Source organism: Dyadobacter ginsengisoli DSM 21015 (genome assembly GCF_059568735.1).
The window spans coordinates 173141-195390 of the sequence record NZ_JCANTY010000010.1; the positions used below are offsets into that span (position 1 = coordinate 173141).

The 22250-nt window shown below is 48.9% G+C and carries 18 protein-coding genes; 8 read left to right on the forward strand and 10 right to left on the reverse strand.

Annotation, left to right across the window (positions count from 1 at the left end):
* Positions 1-8: 8 nt before the first annotated feature.
* On the forward strand, positions 9-674 hold the full coding sequence (locus BP71_RS31660; RefSeq protein ID WP_496385637.1) for a bifunctional 4-hydroxy-2-oxoglutarate aldolase/2-dehydro-3-deoxy-phosphogluconate aldolase: 666 nt from the start codon (positions 9-11) through the stop codon (positions 672-674).
* Here BP71_RS31660 and BP71_RS31665 read toward each other — a convergent pair whose 3' ends face one another.
* Positions 675-854 (reverse strand): hypothetical protein, encoded by a 180-nt coding sequence (locus tag BP71_RS31665; protein ID WP_496385638.1) that lies wholly within the window; start codon positions 852-854, stop codon positions 675-677.
* Positions 855-1086: 232 nt separating this feature from the next.
* On the opposite strand from BP71_RS31665, the gene BP71_RS31670 reads away from it, so the two are divergent.
* Complete coding sequence (locus tag BP71_RS31670; RefSeq protein ID WP_496385639.1) at positions 1087-1806, forward strand: DUF3784 domain-containing protein; 720 nt, start codon at positions 1087-1089, stop codon at positions 1804-1806.
* On the opposite strand, the gene BP71_RS31675 is transcribed toward BP71_RS31670, so the two are convergent.
* The 7 genes from BP71_RS31675 to BP71_RS31705 form a co-directional block, all read right to left on the reverse strand.
* Positions 1784-3274: a tagaturonate reductase gene (locus tag BP71_RS31675; protein WP_496385640.1), complete on the reverse strand. Its 1491-nt coding sequence runs from the start codon at positions 3272-3274 to the stop codon at positions 1784-1786. The genes BP71_RS31670 and BP71_RS31675 overlap by 23 nt on opposite strands.
* Before the next feature lie 106 nt (positions 3275-3380).
* Complete coding sequence (gene lon, locus BP71_RS31680) at positions 3381-5897, reverse strand: endopeptidase La (RefSeq protein ID WP_496385641.1); 2517 nt, start codon at positions 5895-5897, stop codon at positions 3381-3383.
* A 134-nt stretch (positions 5898-6031) separates the two neighbouring features.
* A complete protein-coding gene (locus BP71_RS31685; RefSeq protein ID WP_496385642.1) occupies positions 6032-6589 on the reverse strand; it encodes a DUF6702 family protein in 558 nt (185 codons plus the stop codon).
* A gap of 11 nt (positions 6590-6600) precedes the next feature.
* Positions 6601-7935, reverse strand: a complete 1335-nt coding sequence (rseP, locus tag BP71_RS31690) for an RIP metalloprotease RseP (RefSeq protein ID WP_496385643.1) — start codon at positions 7933-7935, stop codon at positions 6601-6603.
* 128 nt (positions 7936-8063) lie between these two features.
* Positions 8064-9899, reverse strand: a complete 1836-nt coding sequence (locus tag BP71_RS31695) for a MutS-related protein (RefSeq protein ID WP_496385644.1) — start codon at positions 9897-9899, stop codon at positions 8064-8066.
* A complete protein-coding gene (locus tag BP71_RS31700; RefSeq protein WP_496385645.1) occupies positions 9896-11710 on the reverse strand; it encodes an ABC transporter ATP-binding protein in 1815 nt (604 codons plus the stop codon). The genes BP71_RS31695 and BP71_RS31700 overlap by 4 nt, the downstream gene beginning before the upstream one ends.
* A 150-nt stretch (positions 11711-11860) precedes the next feature.
* Positions 11861-12919: an acyltransferase family protein gene (locus BP71_RS31705; protein WP_496385646.1), complete on the reverse strand. Its 1059-nt coding sequence runs from the start codon at positions 12917-12919 to the stop codon at positions 11861-11863.
* 364 nt (positions 12920-13283) lie between these two features.
* On the opposite strand from BP71_RS31705, the gene BP71_RS31710 reads away from it, so the two are divergent.
* The 5 genes from BP71_RS31710 to BP71_RS31730 are packed head-to-tail and all read left to right on the forward strand — an operon-like array spanning position 13284 to position 17388.
* A complete protein-coding gene (locus BP71_RS31710) occupies positions 13284-13853 on the forward strand; it encodes an RNA polymerase sigma factor (protein WP_496385647.1) in 570 nt (189 codons plus the stop codon).
* Entirely contained in the window at positions 13834-15354 is a 1521-nt protein-coding gene (locus BP71_RS31715; protein WP_496385648.1) for a porin family protein, read from the forward strand. The genes BP71_RS31710 and BP71_RS31715 overlap by 20 nt, the downstream gene beginning before the upstream one ends.
* 53 nt (positions 15355-15407) lie before the next feature.
* On the forward strand, positions 15408-15917 hold the full coding sequence (locus BP71_RS31720; protein ID WP_496385649.1) for a QcrA and Rieske domain-containing protein: 510 nt from the start codon (positions 15408-15410) through the stop codon (positions 15915-15917).
* A gap of 12 nt (positions 15918-15929) precedes the next feature.
* On the forward strand, positions 15930-16817 hold the full coding sequence (locus BP71_RS31725) for a DUF5777 family beta-barrel protein (protein ID WP_496385650.1): 888 nt from the start codon (positions 15930-15932) through the stop codon (positions 16815-16817).
* Between the two features lie 7 nt (positions 16818-16824).
* Complete coding sequence (locus tag BP71_RS31730; RefSeq protein ID WP_496385651.1) at positions 16825-17388, forward strand: YceI family protein; 564 nt, start codon at positions 16825-16827, stop codon at positions 17386-17388.
* A 98-nt stretch (positions 17389-17486) separates the two neighbouring features.
* Here the strand turns inward: BP71_RS31730 and lacZ are convergent, their stop codons facing one another.
* A complete protein-coding gene (gene lacZ, locus BP71_RS31735; RefSeq protein WP_496385652.1) occupies positions 17487-20885 on the reverse strand; it encodes a beta-galactosidase, LacZ type in 3399 nt (1132 codons plus the stop codon).
* A gap of 176 nt (positions 20886-21061) precedes the next feature.
* On the opposite strand from lacZ, the gene BP71_RS31740 reads away from it, so the two are divergent.
* The gene (locus BP71_RS31740; RefSeq protein WP_496385653.1) at positions 21062-21829 is read left to right on the forward strand and encodes a type III pantothenate kinase; all 768 of its coding nucleotides are present in this window, start codon (positions 21062-21064) and stop codon (positions 21827-21829) included.
* Here BP71_RS31740 and BP71_RS31745 read toward each other — a convergent pair.
* A complete protein-coding gene (locus tag BP71_RS31745; RefSeq protein WP_496385654.1) occupies positions 21819-22217 on the reverse strand; it encodes a gamma-glutamylcyclotransferase family protein in 399 nt (132 codons plus the stop codon). The genes BP71_RS31740 and BP71_RS31745 overlap by 11 nt on opposite strands.
* Positions 22218-22250 lie beyond the last annotated feature (33 nt).

A 22250-nucleotide genomic window follows, 5' to 3' on the forward strand; every position in this document is an offset into this window, starting at 1 on the left:
CAACCATTATGGACAAAGAAACAACACTCATACTTTTAAACGAGGTGGGTATCCTGCCTCTCTTTTATCACGCCGACATAGAGATTGCGAAAGAAGTGATCAATGCCAGCTATCGTGGTGGCGCGCGCGCATTCGAATTTACAAACCGTGGCGAGAACGCCTATCATGTTTTTACCGAGCTGCTTTCTTACATTAAAGAGAGCCTGCCGGGATTATCGTTGGGAATCGGCACGATTTACGACGCTGAAACCGCGCAGAAGTACATTGATGCGGGAACGGATTTTATTGTAACACCCTGCCTGAACCCGGAAGTCGGGCAGGCTTGTTTGAAAGCTGGTATTCCCTGGATTCCAGGCGTTTCCACATTGACTGAAATTTATAACGCGCAGCAAGCCGGAGCTGAGGTCGTGAAATTGTTCCCCGGCGAAGTAGTTGGTTCCGCATTTGTAAAAGCCATCCGCGGGCCAATGCCGAAGGTCAAGATCATGGTTACAGGTGGTGTGCAACCTACCCGGGAGAGTATTAACGAGTGGTTCGGTGCAGGAGCTTATGCCGTTGGCTTAGGTTCAAACCTATTCCCGAAGGAAGCGATCGCAGAAGGGAACTATGCCTGGATTGAACAGAAAGTAGCAGAAAGCATTGCGCTTGTTAAGGAGTTCAGGGCGAACGGCTGATTAATATTCCAGGATATCGCTCAGGCGCACAGAAAATGGCAGAAGTACCTCTCCGCCTGAAAGCGTTTCATTAAAATACATTGCAAGTGGAGGCTTGCCCGGTTCATAAATGTAGGTTGTCTGGCTGTCCGGACAAACGAGCCAGGCAAGCCTCATACCGTTTTGTATCCATTTGATCATGTTGACTTGCAGATGAAGAGTTGCCCATACTCATCTCTCTCCACCATTAGCTCAGGATTGGCGACGCTGAACGCCACTAATTCATCCTCAGTGAAAAACTGATGTGCCGGTATGTTCAGTGGGAGAATCATAATGTGCTTTTTTTCAGATATAAGCATTTGAATAGGTTAAAGTCAATTGACTTTTTTCCGGATAAGTTTGTAACTTATAAGGCAATTAGCCGAGACAAGTTATGTTTACCGCCGCCATCGTTCTTTCGCTGATTTTGCTTTCGCTTGGGTTTCTTGTAACGCCCGGCAATGCCAAATACCTGGTTTCGGGGTATAACATGATGTCCGAGTCGGACCGGGCAAAGATTGATATCATATCCTACGTTAAATTTTTCAATCGTTTTCACATCTTTCTGGGTATTACCCTGCTGGTCGGCTTCTGGATTCTGAGCAGCATCAATGAAAACTGGGCTACGGTATTTATGGTGCTTTATCCCTTGCTGGCTTACGTGTATATGGTGGCTGTGGGGGCCAGATTTTATAAGGGCACGAGTGGCCAGCGATCAGCAACCTACGTGGTGATGGCGATTCTGATACTCGTAGGAGTAGGGGTCGGCTCGATGTTTTTTGTAAGTATGAAAAACAGCGAGATATTTCTTACCGACAATGCGATGGAAATCAAAGGTATTTATGGAATGAAAATAGCACGCGATGATGTGACCCACTTCAGCGTGACGGACAGCCTGCCGAACATTTCGAGCAGGGCTAACGGATTTGCAGGTGGCGAGTATTCCAAGGGTTCTTTCAAAACTGAGGACGGCAGGGTCGTTAAGTTGTATATCAATAAAAAATCCCACCCTTTTCTGTCTATCAAGACAAAAACGGATGAGATCTATTTCAGCTCGGACGAAATTCCCGCAACCGAGCTCTATAAGCAGATTAAGGCCTGGAAGCCGCTGTAATGGCTGTCTCCAACATATGGTCTTTCACCGCGTCGGCAAATCCTGGCAATAAGGTGAGATCTGTATCCCACAACGTAGCGTCGCTCAATACCTGTTCGGCCAGATCGGCGGGTGATGCAGCGTTTTGCCATTTCTCGTCAAAGTAGGCAGCAGAGTCGCAACGAATAGAATATTGTACGCCGTCGCGTTCACCATAGTAAGCTCCGTCTTTGTGCACGACAGGCTTCATGAATTTCAGGAATGCAGCAAAACCCTGTGCAAACAAGGCAGGAGCCTGATCCGATTTTTCATAATGGCTCAGTAATGTCGGAATATTGCGCATTTTCATTTTCGCCGTGTACTGCACTGTAATGTCGATCAATTGATGGCGGATAAACGGGTTCCTGAAACGGTCCAGTACCTGCTGTCCGAATGCCTGCGCGCGATCGGCCTCCACATCATATGGAATGGCGGGTGCAAGTTCCCGGAGCATAATATCGGCGATGAATTTCGCTGTTTCCGGATGCTCCATACTTTCACGTACAGTATCAAGTCCGTGTAGGTAGCATAGGCCCGAAGCGAGGGTGTGCGTACCATTTAGAAGCCGCAATTTCAACTCACGGTAGAGATCTATGTTGGGTTCGATCACCACTCCGGAGTCGGCTTTTGCAAAGCTTAGAATGCTTTTTACGTGGTCGCCGCCCTCAATGGCCCAGAGACGGTACACCTCGGACACGATCAGCAGATCGTCTCTGAAACCCTGTTTATCGGAAAGTGATGCAATCGTTTCCGCGTCGGGTTTACCCGGCACGATGCGGTCCACCAGGGAACTGCAGAAATGATTGTGGTTATCCAGCCATTGCAAAAACGCTTCTCCGAGATTATGCCTTTTTGCCTGCTCCACGATGATTGCTTTCAGTTTAGGGCCATTACCGACGATCAGCTCCGTGGGTACTACCACCATCCCAGATTCCGCGGCACCATTGAACGCCTTGAAGCGCTCGTGGAGATAGGCTGTCAGTTTGCCAGGGAATGATGCCGGTGGGCTGGCAAAAATATTGTCATCAGTGAGCTGAATTCCTACTTCAGTTGTATTCGATATCGCGATTTTAAGTTCGGGATTGTGCGCACATTGTAATATGTCGGCCCAGTGGCTGGCGGCGGAAAGGGTTCGGCTAATGCTGGTGTTGATCACCGCATCGTCTACCTGTTGCCCGTTTTCGATACCGCGTATGCTATGCGAAAATATATTGTCCTGTTCACTAAAGGCATCCGTCCCACCGCTGGCGGTAGATTTTACCACGACGATCCGGCCGTTGAAAACACCCCGCTGGTTCGCTTTATTCACAAAATAGTCGGGTAGGCCGCGTAACAGCACCCCGGTACCGAATTGAATGATCTTTTCGGGTAAAGCAAGGAGTTGCCGATGATCAGGAAGCAGATCGGGTCGCTGATCCAGTAGTTGAGGGGAAAGCTGCGGTAATGCCATTTTAGTAGATAATAGGTTCGTGGGTATGACGGCCTTTTGAATCGGTAACCCCTAAACAAAACAGGGCACCTTTTGAGCACCCTGTTTTCTATATGTCAGCTGTCTGTTACACGCTTAATTGGGCATAACCGGTTTCTTCTTTTTCTTTTTTCTCGTCAGGGAAAACGAAATTGGTCGCATTTTTTACTTTTTCTGGAAGCAAAGCGATCGCCAACACCTCATCGATCTGATCCACATAATGGAATGTCAGGTCGGCTATATAGTTGGCTGGTACTTCCTCCACATCCTTGCGGTTTTTGACACACAGAATGATTTCCTTTACTCCTGCGCGGCGTGCAGCGAGAATTTTTTCCTTAACACCGCCGACGGGAAGTACTTTGCCGCGGAGCGTAATTTCTCCGGTCATTGCGAGGAACGGCTTCACTTTGCGCTGCGTAAAAATGGACGCCATTGAAGTCACCATCGTAACGCCTGCGGACGGTCCGTCTTTGGGCACCGCGCCGGCTGGCACATGTACGTGGAGGTCGTAATGATTGAAAATGCGATAGTCGATTCCCAGCCTGTCCGCATTGGCTTTCAGGTAGGATAACGCGGCTACTGCCGATTCTTTCATGACATCGCCAAGCTGTCCCGACAATGTAAGTCCGCCTTTTCCGCGGCTCAGGCTGGTTTCGATAAAAAGGATTTCTCCTCCAACGGATGTCCACGCCAGACCGGTTACTACGCCGGCAAAATCATTATCCTGGTAGAGGTCTTTATCAAAAATCTCCGCGCCAAGGTATTTTTCTACCAGTTCGGCTTTGACCGTCTTAGGGTAGTCTTGTTCCATGGCTACCGATTTGGCAATTTTCCGGACCACGGTTCCTACTTTCTGTTCCAGGTTACGCACTCCCGATTCACGGGTATAGCCTTCAATCACTTTCAGCAATGCGGAATCATCCACTTTTATATCAGTCGCTTTCAGTCCGTGATCCTTGCGCTGCTTCGGAACCAGGTATCGTTTGGCGATCTGAAGCTTTTCTTCGATCGTGTAACCGGTCATTTCAATAATTTCCATCCGGTCACGCAATGCAGGGTGAATCGTATCGAGCGAATTGGCGGTAGCTACGAAAAGTACTTTCGACAGGTCGTACTCTACTTCCAGATAGTTATCGGTAAAAGACGAGTTCTGCTCAGGATCGAGTACTTCCAGTAACGCAGAAGAAGGATCTCCACGGTAGTCAGAGCTCACTTTGTCGATCTCATCGAGAATGAACACAGGATTGGCTGACCCTGCTTTTTTGATGTTCTGAATTATTTTACCCGGCATAGCGCCGATGTAAGTTTTTCGATGGCCGCGTATCTCAGCCTCATCATGCACACCGCCCAGTGCCATGCGGATGTATTCACGGTTCAATGCTTTTGCGATGGATTTACCCAGAGAAGTTTTTCCAACCCCCGGAGGGCCATACAGGCAAAGAATCGGAGCTTTCAGGTTTCCTTTCAGTTTCAGGACCGCGAGGTATTCGATAATGCGTTCCTTCACTTTTTCCAGTCCGAAGTGATCGGCATCGAGGATTTTTTGTGCTCTGACCAGATCGAAATTATCCTTGGTATATTGTCCCCAGGGCAGATCTACCAGTGTTTCCAGGTAGTTCATGGTAACCGGATATTCCGGCGCCATCGGGTTGATGCGCTGAAGTTTCGTAAGTTCTTTATCAAAATGGGTTTTGATAGACTCCGACCATTTTTTCTGGCTGGCTTTAAGACGGATCTCATCCAGATCGCGCTCAGGGCTATCCATTCCGAGTTCGTCATGCAACACTTTGATCTGCTGGCGCAGAAAATAATCGCGCTGCTGCTGGTCGATATCGGAACTGGCTTTGGTCTGGATTTCCCGCTTCAGTTCCAGCATTTCGATCTCACGCATCATGTACTGGAGAAGGAGCGTGGCCTGTCTGTGCCCGTTCCGCTCTTCCAGCAATTTCTGCTTGTCTGCAATCTCGACATTGATGTTGGACGAAAGAAAGTGGATCAGAAAGATCGGGCTCTCGATGTTATCCAATGCAATGCGCGCCTCTTGAGGTATTTCGGGATTCAGCCGCATAATTTTATGCGCACCATCACGAAGCGACTGCAGTAATGCTTTTGCCTCTTTCTTGGTTGGTCCGACAAATGAATCCTCGATCGGGCGCACTTCTGCCGTCAGGTAGGGTTCTTCGTTTACAATGGATTTGATCTCAAAACGTTGCCGCCCCTGAACGATGATGGTCACGTTACCGTCGGGCAGTGTAATCATTTTCAGGATCTGGGCAACTGTGCCGACGTTATACAAATCTTCGGCAGTAGGATCCTCCTTGTTAGGAATGGCTTGCGTTACAGCTCCCAGAATACGCTGATTGATGTCGGAGTTCCGGTAGATCTTTTTGACCAAACGGATGGCTTTCTGCCGGACCACTGTCACGGGGATGACCATTCCGGGGAAGAGTACTGTTTGCCTGATAGGCAGTATCGCTAATTCATTGGGAAGTTCAAAAGGTTCGTCAGAACCGTCGGGGCCGCCAAGAGGAACGATTTCAAGACTGTCCATGTCCGAGTCGGACATCAGCAGTCGGCTATATAGATCAGAAGGTTCAAATTTCATAGGCATTCTGTCAAATTGACAGATAATCTTTTCCCAATATATAAATAATGACTTTCAAAAGAAAGGCATTATAAAACAAAATAGCCGTGCCACCACGCATTATGTCAGGCAGTTTTACAAACGGTCTTAACCAATTACAACAGGTGGGAGGTCATTCCTTTTTTAAATAAAAACGTCTTTTTTTCGGAAGAATACTTGATGTTTGTCATATTGACTTGATCATCAAAAACTTCCATGAGCGTAACGTTCAAAAGTCTGTAACCGTTCAGAGAGCCCTGAATAGGGACTTCAAGATAAACCCAGGTAGCGTCTTCCTCCTGTTCTTTTCCGATGTATTTGATAGGAGATGCTTTTTTCTGACTATCTGTCAAAACAAATGATTTGCGAATATATTCTTCAATAATCGCATCGTTTTGATCATTGTCTTTAATTACAAACCGCTGTTTGGAATGGCTTTGGGATAAACCTTTTTCAAGGTCGTCAGTAAAAATCCGGATACTTACTTCAAAGGATTTGGATGCAGGATTGTATTGCATTTGGGTTACCGAAACGTGGTAGTCGTGTTTCGGTTTGAATGAGAAGAAAAGGAGGGGAAGAAGGAGGAAAGGGAGAATGGAGGACGATAGGAAGCGTAATGACTTCAATGATCTCGTAACCCCATTCCCGCCTTTCACCTTTCTCCTTTCTTCCATTTCCACTTTCATTAAAATACAGCTTTCCAGACGTCGTTGAAAATCGCAAAAGCCATTAGTCCCAATAGCAGTACCATTCCGACTTTTTGTGCGTTTTCGAGAAATTTATCAGAAGGCTTGCGGCCGGAAATAATCTCATAGGAAAGAATTACGGCATGCCCGCCGTCAAGTGCCGGAATGGGGAGTGCATTCATGAATGCCAGTACCATCGAAAGGAGGCCTGTCAGGTACCAGAAACGACCCCAGTCCCACACACCGCCAAACATTCGGGCAATGCCGATTGGCCCACTCAGTGCTTTGGACGCAGAAACTTCACCGCGGAATATCTTTCCAAAGCCTTTGATGTTATTATACACAACGGCGAAAGCATTCTCGGTACCCACTGCTGCGGCCTGTCCCAATGTATACTCAACCGTAGTAAAATGGAGCAGACTTTCAGGATAAAAGCCCAATGTACCTTCTTCGCTCACCTGGATATCGAGGTTCTTCCGGGCGTTTCCGCGCTGAACAACAAGTACTGCTGGTTTGCCTTTCAGCACTTCCAGCTCCGCCTGAAGTTCGTGGAAGAAATGAATAGGTTTTCCATTGATCGATACCACTTTGTCACCAGCTTCCAACCCCGCCTTTTGCGCAGGCATTCCGGGGATCAGCTCTCCGATTATGAACGGTTCCTGTGGGCGGATGAAGTTCCTTTTTTCGTCCGGATCGGAAAGTTTTTCGATAAAATTGTTTGGAATGTCGATTTCCACTTCCTGACCGTTACGGCTTACCGTATAAGAACTATTGCTTCCCAGGAAGACGTCGGAACCGACGGCCTCGCTGAAATCTTCAAATGGTTTTCCGTTAACGCGAATGATCTTATCACCGGTTTTCAATCCTATTTCCTGTGCCAGTTCCCCTGCCACGATACCATATCTATTGACTTCGCTGCTTGAAAGAAACTTCTCGCCTTCGTTATATGCAATGGCGATGAAGATGATGATGCCTACGACGACATTGACGATGATCCCGCCGAGCATCACGACCAGTCGCTGCCAGGCCGGCTTGGACCGGAATTCCCAGGGCTGAGGTTCTTGGCTGATCGTCGCTATATCCATCGATTCATCGATCATGCCGGAAATTTTCACAAAACCTCCGAGGGGAATAGCTCCGATACCGTACTCGGTTTCGCCTTTCTGAAAACTGAATATTTTAGGAGGAAAGCCTATAAAGTATTTCTCTACCCTCATTCCGAACAATTTTGCGGCAGCCATGTGGCCCCACTCATGTAACCCCACCAGGATCGACAGGCCCAGGATGAGCTGTCCTGCCATGATCAGTATTTCTAATGCTTTCTGTAATTCCATTCAGGTTTTGTAATCGTTACGGGTTAATTGTTAAAATCTAAAGTTCGACCTCCGTCGCCGGATCATTGTTGAAACGTAAATGTAAACGGTAAAGTTACGCAAATCCTTTCACAACCGTAAAAATGAGGTCAGGAGTGAGCGAGAGGGCCTTTGTCCGGCCCAATGGCAATGCCCATCATCCGCATGAGCTCTGATGCATTGAAGCTTCGGCATATACCTTCGTGCAAGCGATAGTCGAAATGCAGCCGGCCGTCTTCCACATCCGAACGGAAATGGAAGTTGTGGATATAGGATTCGGTCGCGCCCCATTCGCCGAGTTCGAGGTCGTGGGTGGAGACCATTCCGGATGCTTTTTTGGTGTGCAGCTGACGAATAAGCGCTTCTGCACCCTTGTGGCGGTCGACGGAATTAGTGCCCTTCAAAATTTCGTCGAGCAGGTAGAAAACCGATGTTTCGGCTTGTTCATCGGCTAGTTCGAGCAACTTCCGCAGCCTTTTAAGCTCCGCATAGAACGAAGATGTGCTTTCTTCCAGCGAGTCCTGCGTACGCATGCTACTGAATACGCGCGTAGGCGAGCAAGTGAAACTGCCTGCGCTTACCACCGCTCCCGTTTGCGCCAAGACCAGGTTCAGCCCGATGGTACGTAAAAAGGTGCTTTTACCCGACATATTCGAACCGGTCACCAGGATCGTATGGCCTGTGCCCTGCATGGCGAAACTGTTGTTCACCCTTTTGGCGGCCGGGATCAGCGGATGGCCCATTTCCGTTGCCGCAATCTCTACTTCGGTAACCGACGTAACATTGGGCAAAACATAGCCGGGGTTTGCGAAGGCGTGCCCGGCCAGACTGTTCATGGCTTCGGCATCTGCCAGTACATCGAGCCATTGTATGAGCTTGTCTTGATTGGCGGTTTTCCATTCTTCCAGCCCAGCCAGGCAGTGAATATCCCAAAGAGTAGGAATACCCACGAAAACTGCAAAATAGGGATTGTTGCGGTAGTCGAGCTTTTCAAATAACTTTCCTACCCGTGCCAATGCGACCGATGACCCGGTAATTTGTGCTTTTCTCGCCAACCACCAGGACGATCGGTACGGAGCGGTTTCGGCACTTTTCAACAATTCGGAATAGGCTGTGAGTGTGTGGCCCATGGAAGTAGTTCTGTTGGCCAGGACTTTTACCGTCTCCGCAAAACGGGACAGAATTAATAGATGTACCGCGAGGCTGATCGGCACAACAAAACCCGGTACAAGGTTTGCAAGGTACAATATGCCCGTTACAAGGGTAATTACAGGATACCATCGCCAGCGGAGCGCACGGGTCAGTTCGGGTGGCAGGATACTTCTGGACCAGGATTGAAATTCACCTACGTGTTGTGCGGCGTGTTCATGCAGCAGGGCCGTAGCTTCCCAGGATTGGATCAGTTCGGGATATTTGCCAAAATCAGTAGTGGCCTGCTGTCTTTGCAGCACTTCCCCGGGTTCCGCCGGATTTTTAAGCCAATTGGCCAGCCTTCTGCCGCCTTCCGCTGTACGGGTGCGGTTCAGAAGTTTGAAAAGAGAATATTCTCCGAAAATATCGAGGTCGGCAGCATATGCATGATCTTTTTCCTGAAATGTCAGACCGGTATCGGTTCTTTTGAACAGCAGATTAAGCCGGCCTAGTTCGTCGTCATTGATAGTCTGTAGGTTCTTTTGAAAATCGCGCTTTTGCCTGGCTTCCTGTTGTTTTCGCATTAAAACGAGGAAGACTACCAAAAGTGCCAGAATGCCAATGCCCCAGAAAGACTGATGGGTTTTGCTCCACGCCACCGTTAGTGCGATCATCCCGGCGAATGCTGCCAACCGCCCGATCGCAATGTTTTTAAATCTTTCATGTTCCCGTTTCTCTGCTATCCCGGCTTTTTCGAGTTCGGTTTCGAAAAACACCCGTGAAGCAGGTTTATTCAGATCGATGCTATTTTTCATGAAAGGTTTTCAGCGGTTTCGAATTGTAGTTTGATCAGATTGGCATACAGGCCATCGGATATGGCATTTAACTGCTGGTGGGTGCCCGACTCGGCAATCCGGCCTTCGCGGAGCACATAAATCATATCCACTTTCCGGATGGTTGCCAACCTATGGGCGATGACGATCGTAGTACGATTTTTCATCAGCTCGTCCAATGCAATCTGGACCAGTTTTTCCGATTCAGCATCCAGGGAGCTGGTAGCTTCGTCGAGGATAAGGATCTTTGGATCTTTGAGAATAGCCCTGGCGATGGCAATGCGCTGGCGTTGCCCACCCGACAGCTTAATACCCCGCTCACCGACGATCGTCTCAAACCGTTCGGGGAAAGAATCGATGAATTCAAGCGCGTGGGCTCTCCTGGCCGCATCGATGATTTCCTCACGCGAAGCCGAAGGTTTTCCGTAGGCGATATTTTCGTAGATCGTTCCGCCAAAGAGCATAACCTCCTGCGGAACGACGGCGATATTCTTGCGCAGTTCAGAAATGCCGTAATCCCTCACAGGTTTACCCTCGACCAGGATTTCCCCTGATTGGTAATCGTAAAAACGCATCAGCAGCTGGACGATCGTGGATTTCCCGGCGCCGGAATAACCTACCAATGCAATTTTTTCTCCGGCCCTGATATCAAAAGAAACTCCTTTCAAAACGGGCAGATCCGGACGTGAAGGATAAGCGAAACGCACGTTCTGATAAGTAACATGCCCCTCGATATTGCTGGGAACTGCATTTTGGGCCTCTTCGGCTGATACTTCCGGCGTTTCTTCCAGAATTTCAAAAATACGTTCCGAAGCTCCGACGGTCCGGTTGATCTGCGCATATAAATCTCCCATCCCGCTGATGGAAGCTCCGATGAAAGTAGTGTAAAGTATGAACGTGAATAAGTCGGAAAGGCCGAACTCGCCGGCCTGCACCAGCGCCGCACCATACCAGATTACGCCAACAATGCCACCGAACAATGCAAATATGATGAAGGACGCGAAACCACCGCGGAAACGGGCCGCATATAACGACAAATCAACCACACGGCCCAGAATAGTCCTGTACCGGTTGATTTCCAGCGGTTCGTTGGTAAATGCCTTTACCACATTGACAGACTGGAGTGTTTCTTCCACTACAACATTGGCAGCGGCAAGTTGGTCCTGAGCTTTGCGGCCGAGCCGACGCGTATGTCTTCCAAAAAACACCGATGCGATCACCAGCACCGGGAAGGTAGCGAGCATGAACAGGGTGAGCTTCCAGGAGGTATAAAAAAGAATGGACATACCGACGATCAATGTCGCGAACTGTCGGAATACCTCAGCTAATGTGAATGAAAGTAACCCCTGCAACTGGGAGACGTCGGAGGTGATCCGGCTTGTGAGTTCTCCCACCCGGTGTTCTTCGAGATAGGGAATGGGTAATGTGATGATCTTGCTGAATACGTCCAACCGGATATTGTTAACCGCTTTTTCGCTGACCTGGGAAAAAAGGTAGATTCTGAAATACGAAAAAACAGCCTGGCAGACTATTATAAGAAAGAGAAACAGTGTGATCTGATTTATCGTGAATTTCGATTTTCCTTCGATCACTTCTATAATGCTTCCTACCAGCTTGGGAAATGCGAGTGAGGTGCCGGTCGAAAGGGCCAGAAAAACCATTCCGGCAATAAACGTTCCCCGGTAAGGCCTGAGGTAGCTTAACAGGTGAAAGGTAATTTTCAACCCGTCCCATTTGATTTTCCTTACTGCAAAAGGAGAGGGTAACCCATTGCTATTTTCATCGTTGGCCATTAGATTCTATCGGTGCGCCACAAGTTTGTTGACCCGGGCCATATAAACATATGACAATTAGGGTGCAAAAGTAAGGAATTATTCAAAAAGCACTTATGACCCAAAATGCCGCCAAGTTTACAACCCGTGGCGCCCGGAACCTTCATTTTTTCAGCGGACGGCTATTTCGTCATTTTGTCGGCCAAAATGCCGGTCGTCGGCAGCGGCATACCATTTACGGATCATTGCATTCGCCGGAACTTCAATCAGGAATGTTACCGACGAAGCCACCGCAATGCAAATGCAGATAGTGATCAGCAGTGCGGCGTAAACATTCATTTGCAATGACTCTGTAAAGGTGCGTATCAGCTGGGTGCCGACGTATTGGTGGATGAGGTAGAGGCAATAGGAGATCTTGCCCAGGAAAATCAATGGCGAATACTTGAGAAAACCCAGCTTTCCGGTAACCAGCATGGCGAAGGTCAAATGAAAGAGGGTGATCAGTGTGCAATGCTGGACGAAGGAGATATGGTGCATTGCCCGGCCTCCTTTGTCGTGCAAGTAAAAGGAAGACAGCAGACTGAAAAGCAGCAGTGCCAGATTGCGGCCTACATGGTCACCCTTGCTCAGCTGAAAGAAAAGAATCCCCGAAAAGAACAATGGGAAGTGATTGATAAGCTGTATCTTAATGCTGATGAAATGATAAAAATCGCGGTAATAAGGGGAAAAGAAGTGAAAGGGGAGTAATGCGAGAATGGTTACGAAGCCAATTTGGACAATATTTCTCAGTATTCCGGTAAGTAGCAGGACCAGAATCCAGAAATAGAAAACCAGCTCTACCAGCAATGTCCAGTATGAACCGTCGAGATTTTCGATACCAAAGAAGGTGGGAAACATTGTAACGTTCGCGGCAAACTGCGGAAAGGTTAATTGCCCGGGTTCGGAGTAGTACATAACGGTTGCCGTAATGAGCAAACAGGACCAGTATGCAGGGTACAGGCGTGCAAAACGGAACAATACAAAATCCTGCCATTTTTTGACACGATTTGCGGTTAGGCAAATAACAAACCCGCTGATCATGAAAAAAATATCTACCCCGGTCACGCCGGAACTGAATTCCCAGCCGAGTTGCCCTTTGTTTCCATTGATTGTAAAATGAAAAAGAACGACGCTTAACGAGGCCAATCCCCGAAGCGAATCCAGTTCAAATAATCGTTGCTTTTGTTCCATCAGCTATTTAAAATGTGCACTGGAAGAAACTGTAAACGACAGGTACAAGGCAGTCATGCGCAAATCCGGAGTGACACATTTCGATGGTAATGATGTTCGGCTTTTGTCGAGCAGATTGAGATCAGAAATTCCCACGAATGTCGGTCCGGACAAGGATCGATGTCCCGGATTGAGCATTGGCTGGCCTTTTTTACAAATTGGTGAAAAAAACTTGAACTGACATAATTTCGCTGGAAGAAATAGTTTAGAAATGCGTATTATTTTAATCACATTATCAGTTGGTTAATCGATAATTGAAAAAACTTGCAACCCGCAGGCAACCCTGATTTGGGTTTCGACGTATCAGTTGAAAAAAGCAAATAGCATGCCCGAGTATAACTCCGCCGTTCTTCAAGAACTACTCGACGGCTGTTTACAGAAAAACCGCCGCAGTCAGGAGCTGTTGTATAAACAGTTTTACGGCTATGCTATGAGCATTTGTTTTCGCTATACACGCAGCAAGGACGAAGCCAAGGAAATACTCAACGATGGATTCTTGAAGGTTTTCACGAAGCTGGACAGTTTCGATATGAACCGTCCATTTAAAACCTGGTTGAGCAGAATCATGATTAATACAGCCCTCGATCATTACAGGCAGGAAGTTCGCAGAGATGTTTTTGATGACGTGGAAGTAGCTGAGCAGGTATCCGTCGACGAGACGGTGATCAGCAAGCTTTCCCACGAAGAGTTGGTCGGACTGATCCAGCGACTGACCCCGGCATACCGTCTTGTTTTCAGTTTGTCGGTGATCGACGGTTACACGCACGAAGAAATTGCAGAACAGCTGAGTATTTCGGTTGGGGCGTCAAAATCCAATTTGTCGCGTGCAAGGGAAAAGTTAAGAGAAATGTTATCCAAGATTAATATTGACGATTATGATAGAGTTACCAGATGACGAACTGGATAAGCTCTTCAGAAAGTCATCAGAAGAGCTTGATCCGACATTCGATCCCGAAGATTGGAATGAATTGAGTAAACGACTCGACCAGCAGGACGGGAAAACCCCCGGTGCGTGGTGGCGCAGATGGTGGCCTTTGGGTGTGCTGGCGCTTCTGATCCCGGCGGGCCTGGCGCTGTATTTCTGGCCAGACGGTCAGAAAAGGCAGACTGTGATGGAACAGACCAGTGTTTCGCCGAAGGTCGATGAAGCAGGCAACGGTGGAAGGGATGCAGCAGCCGTAAGCGCGGAAAAGATGGTTGAGTCCGACGCGGCAATTCCTGAGAAGACCAAAGCAGAAAGTATTTCTGAGAAAAAGAAACACATCGGCGGCAAAGAGCAAAATGCCGAAAGCAAACTAAAAATCAGCGACGAAGAAATTACGAAATCTTCCTCGGAATCAGTGTTAAGTGCTGCCCGTAAGACCGGCAGTCGATTATTGCCCCGGAGCCGATCTAAGGCAGGCGGAGTGTACTTAGAGCCTAACCGCTCAAAGAGGGAAGGAGGCGACGGGGCTCTTTCTATTATTTCGAAAACACCGCGCAGGGAAACGCCCCTCGCGAAGGCGGCCGGTTTGAAGGAAAATAATAAATCCTCAAAAAGCGCTGATGGCGACCGGCCGGGTAATGGTGATGTGATAGTGAAAGACGTGGTAACCACCCCCGGGAGTGGAAAAGCCCTGTTGAGCGAAGCGGTGACGCAGCCTGTCGAACCGGCCCGGACATTAATTTCGGCATCCGCATTGAACGGTAAGTTGCTGAAATGGAATGTGTTGTTGCTGCCGGATATTTCTAATCCGGTGCAAGAGCTTCCCGAGCCGCGGAAGCCTGAGAAATCACCATTGTCCGCAGACGACCAGCCGTTGATGGCAGTCAGGTTTGGTTACTCGCCGGATTTGAGCACAGTAGGGTTGAAAAATTTTTCCAAGCCGGGAACCTCGGTTTCGCTGTTGGTAGAGTATTCGATTTTGAAGAGATTGTATGTGCAAAGTGGTGCCGTTTGGAGCAGAAAGGACTATTTTGCCCTTTTTGATGAGTATAAATTACCCAAAACTCCGTATGTATATCTGCCGGAAATGACTAGTATTGATGGCGTCTGCAAAGTACTCGAAATACCGATCAATTTGAGATATGATATTTCATCGGGACAGCGCTCGCGCTGGTTTGCAGGCGCGGGCTTCTCATCCTATCATATGAATAGCGAGAGGTATAAATATAATTACGTAAATCCGAACGACCCTAACGCCATCAAATATCCGGAATGGAATGGAGAAACAGGCTGGTATTGGTTCAGTCACGCCAATGTCTCGGCCGGTTACGAATATCGGATATCCCGTAAGCTATCCCTGCTTGCCGAACCATCTATCAGAGTACCGCTAAAACGCGTCGGTTACGGAAACGTGAATCTCATCACGACTGGCCTCTGGCTGTCAGTGCGATATACCCCTGTTTTCAAGTGAGACTATACTCACACTAGCATTGAATTATATCTACTAATCAATTTATTATTCCCATGGACACAATGAAAAAAGACCAGATGAAAAGAGGCGAGTTTTTGAGAAGCCTCGGGCTGAGTACCTCAACGTTAATGGCATTCTATTGCCTTGGAACGACCATGACGGCCTGTGGTTCCAAGGACGACGATCCAACTCCGGATCCCGATCCGAATCCGGGAAGCGGTAGCGGGATATCGGGCACGACTACCGGCAGCGCAATCAATTTCACAGTTGATATGACCAATTCAAACAATACGAAGCTGAAAACGGCAGGCGGTTCCATCATTGCGGGCGATGTGTTGGTGGCGATGACCACGACAGGCAGCTACGTAGCCCTGAGCAGGAAATGTACCCACGAGGGAAATCCGGTAGCCTACCGCTCCCAGTCCAATGACTTTTTTTGCCAGACGCATGGCTCTCAGTTCACCATAGCAGGAGCTGTAAAAGAAGGTCCTGCGACATTACCCCTGCAAACGTATACCGTAACCGTTTCCGCTGATGGAAACACATTAACAGTGAAAGCTTAATCCGCATTGACCATGAAAGTACTCCGCCTACTCGCGATGTTGATGTGCTCGTCAACAGTTTTATATGCGCAAGATGATTTGCTGAATGAGCTGTCGAAACAAGACAGCGCCCATACCATTCCGGTATCCGCCACTTTTAAATCGACGCGCGTCGTGAATGGTCAGTCAGTAGAAACAATGAAGAAAAAGCACCTCGATTTCCGGATCTCGCACCGTTTCGGGAAGCTGAATTCGGGCGCTTACCAGTTCTTCGGACTCGACCAGGCAACGATGCGCCTCGGCTTCGAATACGGGCTTACCGACGATCTGGAAATAGGGGTCGGCCGCAGCACGTCACAGAAAGTGTATGATTTTTTCGCCAAATATAAATTGCTGAAACAAACCTCCGGAGCGAGAAATATCCCGGTGTCGATTACGCTGTTCGGTGGAACGGGCGTGGCGACGGTGGATAAGGAGCGCGAGTTTCAGGACAAGTTGTATTACACGGCGCAGGTGCTTGTGGCACGTAAGTTCGGAGAGCGGTTGTCACTCCAATTGTCTCCTACCTACCTGTATCGCACGATGCCTGACGTAACGGGAGATGAAAAAGTTGTGCTGGCCCTGGGCATCGGCGGCCGGTTCAAGCTTTCGAAACGCGTTTCGCTGAATGGTGAGTACTTTTACACGGCTCGCGAAAAGAACACGGTTACGGCACCTTATCACGATTCCATGTCCTTTGGTGTGGATATCGAAACGGGAGGCCATGTTTTCCAACTCCATTTTACCAATTCCCTTGGCATGATCGAGAAACAGTTTATCGGCGAAACGACCGGAAGCTGGGGCAAAGGGGATATCCATTACGGGTTCAACATATCCCGTACATTCAGCTTTGACAAGAAGAACAAGAAGCAGCCAAACTGATCCAACTATGAAACTGCATTTATTTCGCGTGACCTGCCTGGTCATGTTCAGTACCGCCATGCTTTCCGGGACCGCTTTTGCACAAATGTTCGCCACATCCGGCGGTAATACGAAGTTCTCGGCGTCGACACCTTTGGAAAATATCGAAGCGGAGAATAAAAAGTCGCAGGTGATCCTGAACACGGCCAACAATGAGATAGCGATCCGGATGAACATGCGCGACTTTGTTTTTCCCAATAAACTGATGCAGGAACATTTCAATGAGAACTACATAGAATCGGAAAAATATCCGACGGCTACCTTTGCCGGAAAGGTCGATAAGGCACCCGATTATACCAAAAACGGTCAGTATGACGTGGCGGCGACCGGAAAATTTACGGTACATGGAGTAACCAAAGAGCGGACGATCACCGGTAAGATGAAAATCGAAGGAGGTAAAATCACGATCAGTTCTGACTTTGAGGTTCCGCTTACGGACCATAAAATCGACGTCCCCAAGGTAGTTTTTGTCAAAATCGCGCAGATCATCAGCGTTAAAACCCAATATGTTCTGGCCCCTTATAAAAAATAGCAAAGGCCTGGCAATCGCTAAAAGTTGCCAGCTCTTTATTAACTGTGGGGTGTTGCAGACTTGGTAGGCCGTTTGTCTGGCTTGCCAAGTCTTTTTTACTATCGTCTGCGGCGTCTGCGGGCAGGTTTTCTTTTCTTTACCGCCTTTTTCCTCACCGGGGCTTTTTTGACAGTTGTTTTGCGAACGGGTGTCGCCACGACTTCTTCTTCCTCTTCCTCAGTGCTTAAGTCGTCCGTTGTCGATGTAGCCTCAGGTTCCGCGATCGACAACGTCTCGCTTGTTTCTTTTTGTCCGACATAAGGCAGGCGTACCGCGGCGATCTGGTCGATATTCGAGGTACTTTCAATGGGCCTTAGCCGGAAAGCATAAGAGTAAGCTTTCGCAGGCAGCAGGTATGCCTCATGCACACGAGGTGACCAGCTGTCGTCGCCGCCCAGTCCCATCTGGGCGAGGTCGATGTTCACAACTGTTGCATTGCCCCGGTTCAGGATTGCGCCACGCCGTTTGGCGGCGAGCAGATCCTTGTCCGTATAGTCGTGGACGTTGAAGCTCATCAGAGAGTCGGTTAAAGCCAATAACCCGGTTCCTTCTGTATTTGTGACCGATGCCCAGCGAACCCGGGTTTTGTTCCCGTTTTCCTGCGGTGTGATGTATGGAAAATGCTGGTCCGAAACTGTGCCCGTGTAAATACCCGCCCTGCCGCTATGCCGGCGGTCGGGATAGGTTTCATGAGGGCCGTTGCCGTACCATTGTGTTTTACTGAATGTTGCGGGCATTTGCAGCTGCATTCCTACTTTGGCCAGCGGGGGCCATTCACCCTGCGGAACAAAGGTGTTTTGAACATGCACATCGCCGGAGGCGTACACCAGGTACACCGATCTGACATCCATTTCACCTTTCGCGTGTTTCAGGGTCTGGGAGAGTGTTACCCTGTAAATCTGGGCTGTCAGGCGTTGGGTTTTCATGTCCGTCGTAGTCCTTTCTAACGTATCGAGGCTGGCATTGCGCCATTGTGACGCAAAACTTTTAGCACCTCCGCCTTCGTCATTGTCCGTGGGTACTCGCCAGAAGTTGGGGTAAGGGCCCTGTTCCAACATTTCTTCCTTTTTGTTTTTAAAAGAAATCATACGGCCCTCGTTCTTGTCGAAAGTGACTGAAAAGTCCTGTCCGCTGATCTGCACACGTGCCGCGGTGATCTGGGCAATGCGGAGCGGACGTTCGCTATACAGGCTGAGATTGGGACGCTGAGGCATGGTTTTGGCGACGGGGACCTGGTGCCAGGCCACTTCGTGGCCTTTGGGTGCCCATAATGTGGCTTCCTTCAACCGAAGACTAAGGTTCAGGAAATACTCGGCATTAGGCTTTGCGGAAGCGGGAAGTTCATAGGGGATCGTGATCTGCTGTTTTTGGCGGCCCAATGCATTCAGATTGGCAATGCTTCCGCCCTTGCCCGTCGCCTTACCATTTTCCAGCACAGACCAGACCAGCTCATAGGCATTAAGCGACAGAAAATCGTAGGTGTTGTGCAATGTTATGTTCTTTTCACCGGCTTTCAGGGTATCCGGCATTTCGAATTTAACATATTGATAAATCTTCTTCACCTCACTGAGTTCCGGCTGCGGTGTGCGGTCCGGATTAACGAGCCCGTCGCCGGCGTTGGCTCCGTCGATGTAATTGAAGTAGTCCCAGTAAGTGCTGCCATCTGGTCTTTTGAGTTGCAGGCCCTGGTCTACCCAATCCCAGATAAAGCCACCCTGCATGGTCGGATATTTTTCGATCAGGTTCCAATATTCGTGGAGGTTACCCATGCTGTTGCCCATTCCATGTGCGTACTCACAAACGATGAGCGGGCGGGTTTTATCTTTCCTGACAAGCTCAGCCATGTCCTGTGTGGATGGGTACATCACCGAGATCACGTCAAAGCTGCTGAGAGAGGTTGGTTTATAGTCCTTGCGTCCTTCATAGTGAATGGGACGGGTAGGGTCGGCAAGTCTGATAAAGTCGCCCATATCTACAAAGTTCTTGCCCATTCCGGACTCATTCCCCAGCGACCAGATGATCACCGACGGATGGTTTTTGTCCCTTTCCACCATAGCATTGCCTCTGGCGAGGAATGCGGAGCGCCACGCCGGGTTGTCGGCGAGCATGATATTTTTGCTCCACAGTTCGTGGCTTTCGATGTTGGCTTCATCCATGACGTACAATCCATACTGGTCGCATAGGTTGTACCATTCCGTAGTATTGGGATAATGTGAGGTCCTGACGGCATTGATATTGTGCTGCTTCATCAGCGTAATGTCGCGGATCATCGACTCACGGCTGATCACGCGGCCGGTTTCAGGGTCGAATTCGTGCCGGTTTACCCCTTTGATCGTGATTGCCTTGCCGTTCACAAGTAGTTGTCCGCCTTTGATTTTGACATCCCGGAAACCAACCCGCTGGCTGGCTACTTCCAGGACTTTGCCATCTGAGTTCATGAGCTGCACGGTGAGTGTATACAAATGGGGCGTTTCGGCGCTCCATTTGGCAGGATTAGGTACGGGAACCTCAGCGCGCACCGCACCCTCACGACCCGTTTCCAATGTCCCGATCATCTGGCTTACTGGTGTCACCACGACTGATTTGTTTGCGTCGTAGAGTGTAAACAGTACCTGGTGGGCATGAATGGGTTGCTGCCCATAGTTTTTTACATAGGCGCTCAGTTTCAGCGTCGCATTTTCATGATTTGCATCCAGGATAGTCCGAACGGAAAAGTCAGCGAGCATGACCTTTGGCAAAAGGAGCAGTTTCACATCCCGGAATATTCCCGACAATCGCCAGAAATCCTGGTCTTCGAGGTAGCTGCCATCCGACCAGTTGATAACTTCGACCGCAAGGTTGTTGACCCCGGGTTTTACATCTTCGGTAACATCAAATTCAAATGGCGTCATACCATCCTCGTGGTACCCGATCGCCACGCCGTTGAGCCAGACATAGCAGGCGGACTGTACGCCGCCAAAATGCAGGAAGATCTGCTTGTCTTTCGCATCCTCGGAAACCGTGAAAGTGGTCCGGTACATTCCTACGGCATTGGTGTCGGCCGAAATGCGTGGCGGCGTCGCTTTGAAAGGATGTTTGATATTGCTGAAAACCGGACGGTCATATTTCCGGCCTTCCCGGGCGCCTACGACCTGCCAGTTGGACGGGACGGGGATATTGTCCCAATTGGCGTCTGAGACTTTGGGGTCATAGAAGTTGAGCAGGGCTTTGGACGGATGCTGTGCCCATTTGAATTTCCAGGTGCCATTCAGGGATTGCACAAACGGACTTTTGGGATCCCTTGCCAATGCGCTCTTTTCGTTGGGATAAGGAATGAAATCCGCCCGCGGTTTTTCGGTGTTAATGCTGATGACCTGGGGATCCTGCCACTCCGGAATCGCCTGACCGTAAATGGTGTGGTTCAGACATAGCATCAAGAAAACTAATATGGAGGTTCCGCTGCGCGTAGAAAAGTGCATATAACTTACCGGGTAATATTCTGGATAGTGCTTTGTGAAATGAGGGAAAAAGCACGTCGTTTTATTTTTGCGTTAAAATTATGGATAATCAAAAAGAAACGTAGGCAAAACCCGGCTGTCATGAAGTTTTATTTGAAGAATGCCTTTAATTTGCCCCTGCATGTAAATTCTCTGTTATGCTTTTAGCAGTCGACCTTGGTAATGCCGACACCGTTTTTGGGCTTTACGATTCAGGAAACTGGGAGCACATCTGGCGGATGCGTTCGCTGGTCCAGGAAAACGAGGCGCATTACGAATCGAAACTGCGGCTGCATTTTTTAGAAGCAGGCCTGTGGTTTGGAGATGTGGATACGGTAGTCCTGAGCAGTGTTGTTCCCGCCCTGGCACCGGTTATCCTGAGAATGTTACGGTCGCTGTTTGGGGAAGGTGTGATTGTGGTCGGTCCGGAAATTTATCCGGCCTTGTCGATCGCGATCGACCATCCGCATGAGATTGGCGCAGACCTGATCGCGAATGCCGTGGCGGTGTCGACGCGCTACAAAGAGAATTGTGTAGTGGTCGATTTTGGTACGGCATTGACCTTCACAACGATTTCCAAAGACAGTAAAATTCTGGGTGTAGCCATATTGCCAGGATTGGTAACGGCCGTAAAAGCATTGTTTGCGAACACCGCGCAATTACCCGAAGTACCCTTGCAACTTCCGCCAACCGCCATTGGCAGAAATACGGTCGAAGCCATTCAGGCAGGAATTCTGCTGGGTTATGAAGGGCTGGTGAAAACGCTTTTGAGCCGTATCCGGGCGGAATTGGGTGGTGAATGCATTGCCGTGGCGACGGGCGGACTATCGTCAATTATCGATACACTTCGGGACGAGTTCACCGAAATTGACAGGAAGCTGACCCTGGACGGCTTGCGTATCATTGGCGAGAGTATCAGGGCGTAATTTTGAAACGGCCATCCACAATCAACGGCAGGTCCTTCACCGGCTGATTATACAAATAGGCCCAGCAGGGAACCACCATTTGCTGACTGTTCCTCACCGGTATCACTTTCCTCACATACAAGCTTGCCGTTTCGTCCTTTGAAACATCCTCATATTCGTCCAGTTCTGCGAGTATTTCCGGGGAGGTAAGCTGATATATCTCACCATGAACCCTGGATGTATCGCCAGCGTGGTAAAGGGCGCCGGGATACCATTCGACGCGATATAATTTTCCGTTGAAATACCCTTTCCCTATGTACTTTGAAGACAGCCGGAGCTTGTGTGAATAGGGGTTATCAAAACCCTGCATCAAAGTGCCGTAAGTGAATAAATTATATAACTTTTCCATTCTGCTGTCAGAAGATCAGAAATTGCGCTTAAC

Excerpts from the sequence above, each read along its gene's own strand:
- BP71_RS31660 (WP_496385637.1), top strand. The coding sequence starts at position 9 with ATGGACAAAGAAACAACACTCATACTTTTAAACGAGGTGGGTATCCTG.
- BP71_RS31665 (WP_496385638.1), bottom strand. The coding sequence starts at position 854 with ATGATCAAATGGATACAAAACGGTATGAGGCTTGCCTGGCTCGTTTGT.
- BP71_RS31670 (WP_496385639.1), top strand. The coding sequence starts at position 1,087 with ATGTTTACCGCCGCCATCGTTCTTTCGCTGATTTTGCTTTCGCTTGGG.
- BP71_RS31675 (WP_496385640.1), bottom strand. The coding sequence starts at position 3,274 with ATGGCATTACCGCAGCTTTCCCCTCAACTACTGGATCAGCGACCCGAT.
- lon (WP_496385641.1), bottom strand. The coding sequence starts at position 5,897 with ATGAAATTTGAACCTTCTGATCTATATAGCCGACTGCTGATGTCCGAC.
- BP71_RS31685 (WP_496385642.1), bottom strand. The coding sequence starts at position 6,589 with ATGGAAGAAAGGAGAAAGGTGAAAGGCGGGAATGGGGTTACGAGATCA.
- rseP (WP_496385643.1), bottom strand. The coding sequence starts at position 7,935 with ATGGAATTACAGAAAGCATTAGAAATACTGATCATGGCAGGACAGCTC.
- BP71_RS31695 (WP_496385644.1), bottom strand. The coding sequence starts at position 9,899 with ATGAAAAATAGCATCGATCTGAATAAACCTGCTTCACGGGTGTTTTTC.
- BP71_RS31700 (WP_496385645.1), bottom strand. The coding sequence starts at position 11,710 with ATGGCCAACGATGAAAATAGCAATGGGTTACCCTCTCCTTTTGCAGTA.
- BP71_RS31705 (WP_496385646.1), bottom strand. The coding sequence starts at position 12,919 with ATGGAACAAAAGCAACGATTATTTGAACTGGATTCGCTTCGGGGATTG.
- BP71_RS31710 (WP_496385647.1), top strand. The coding sequence starts at position 13,284 with ATGCCCGAGTATAACTCCGCCGTTCTTCAAGAACTACTCGACGGCTGT.
- BP71_RS31715 (WP_496385648.1), top strand. The coding sequence starts at position 13,834 with ATGATAGAGTTACCAGATGACGAACTGGATAAGCTCTTCAGAAAGTCA.
- BP71_RS31720 (WP_496385649.1), top strand. The coding sequence starts at position 15,408 with ATGGACACAATGAAAAAAGACCAGATGAAAAGAGGCGAGTTTTTGAGA.
- BP71_RS31725 (WP_496385650.1), top strand. The coding sequence starts at position 15,930 with ATGAAAGTACTCCGCCTACTCGCGATGTTGATGTGCTCGTCAACAGTT.
- BP71_RS31730 (WP_496385651.1), top strand. The coding sequence starts at position 16,825 with ATGAAACTGCATTTATTTCGCGTGACCTGCCTGGTCATGTTCAGTACC.
- lacZ (WP_496385652.1), bottom strand. The coding sequence starts at position 20,885 with ATGCACTTTTCTACGCGCAGCGGAACCTCCATATTAGTTTTCTTGATG.
- BP71_RS31740 (WP_496385653.1), top strand. The coding sequence starts at position 21,062 with ATGCTTTTAGCAGTCGACCTTGGTAATGCCGACACCGTTTTTGGGCTT.
- BP71_RS31745 (WP_496385654.1), bottom strand. The coding sequence starts at position 22,217 with ATGGAAAAGTTATATAATTTATTCACTTACGGCACTTTGATGCAGGGT.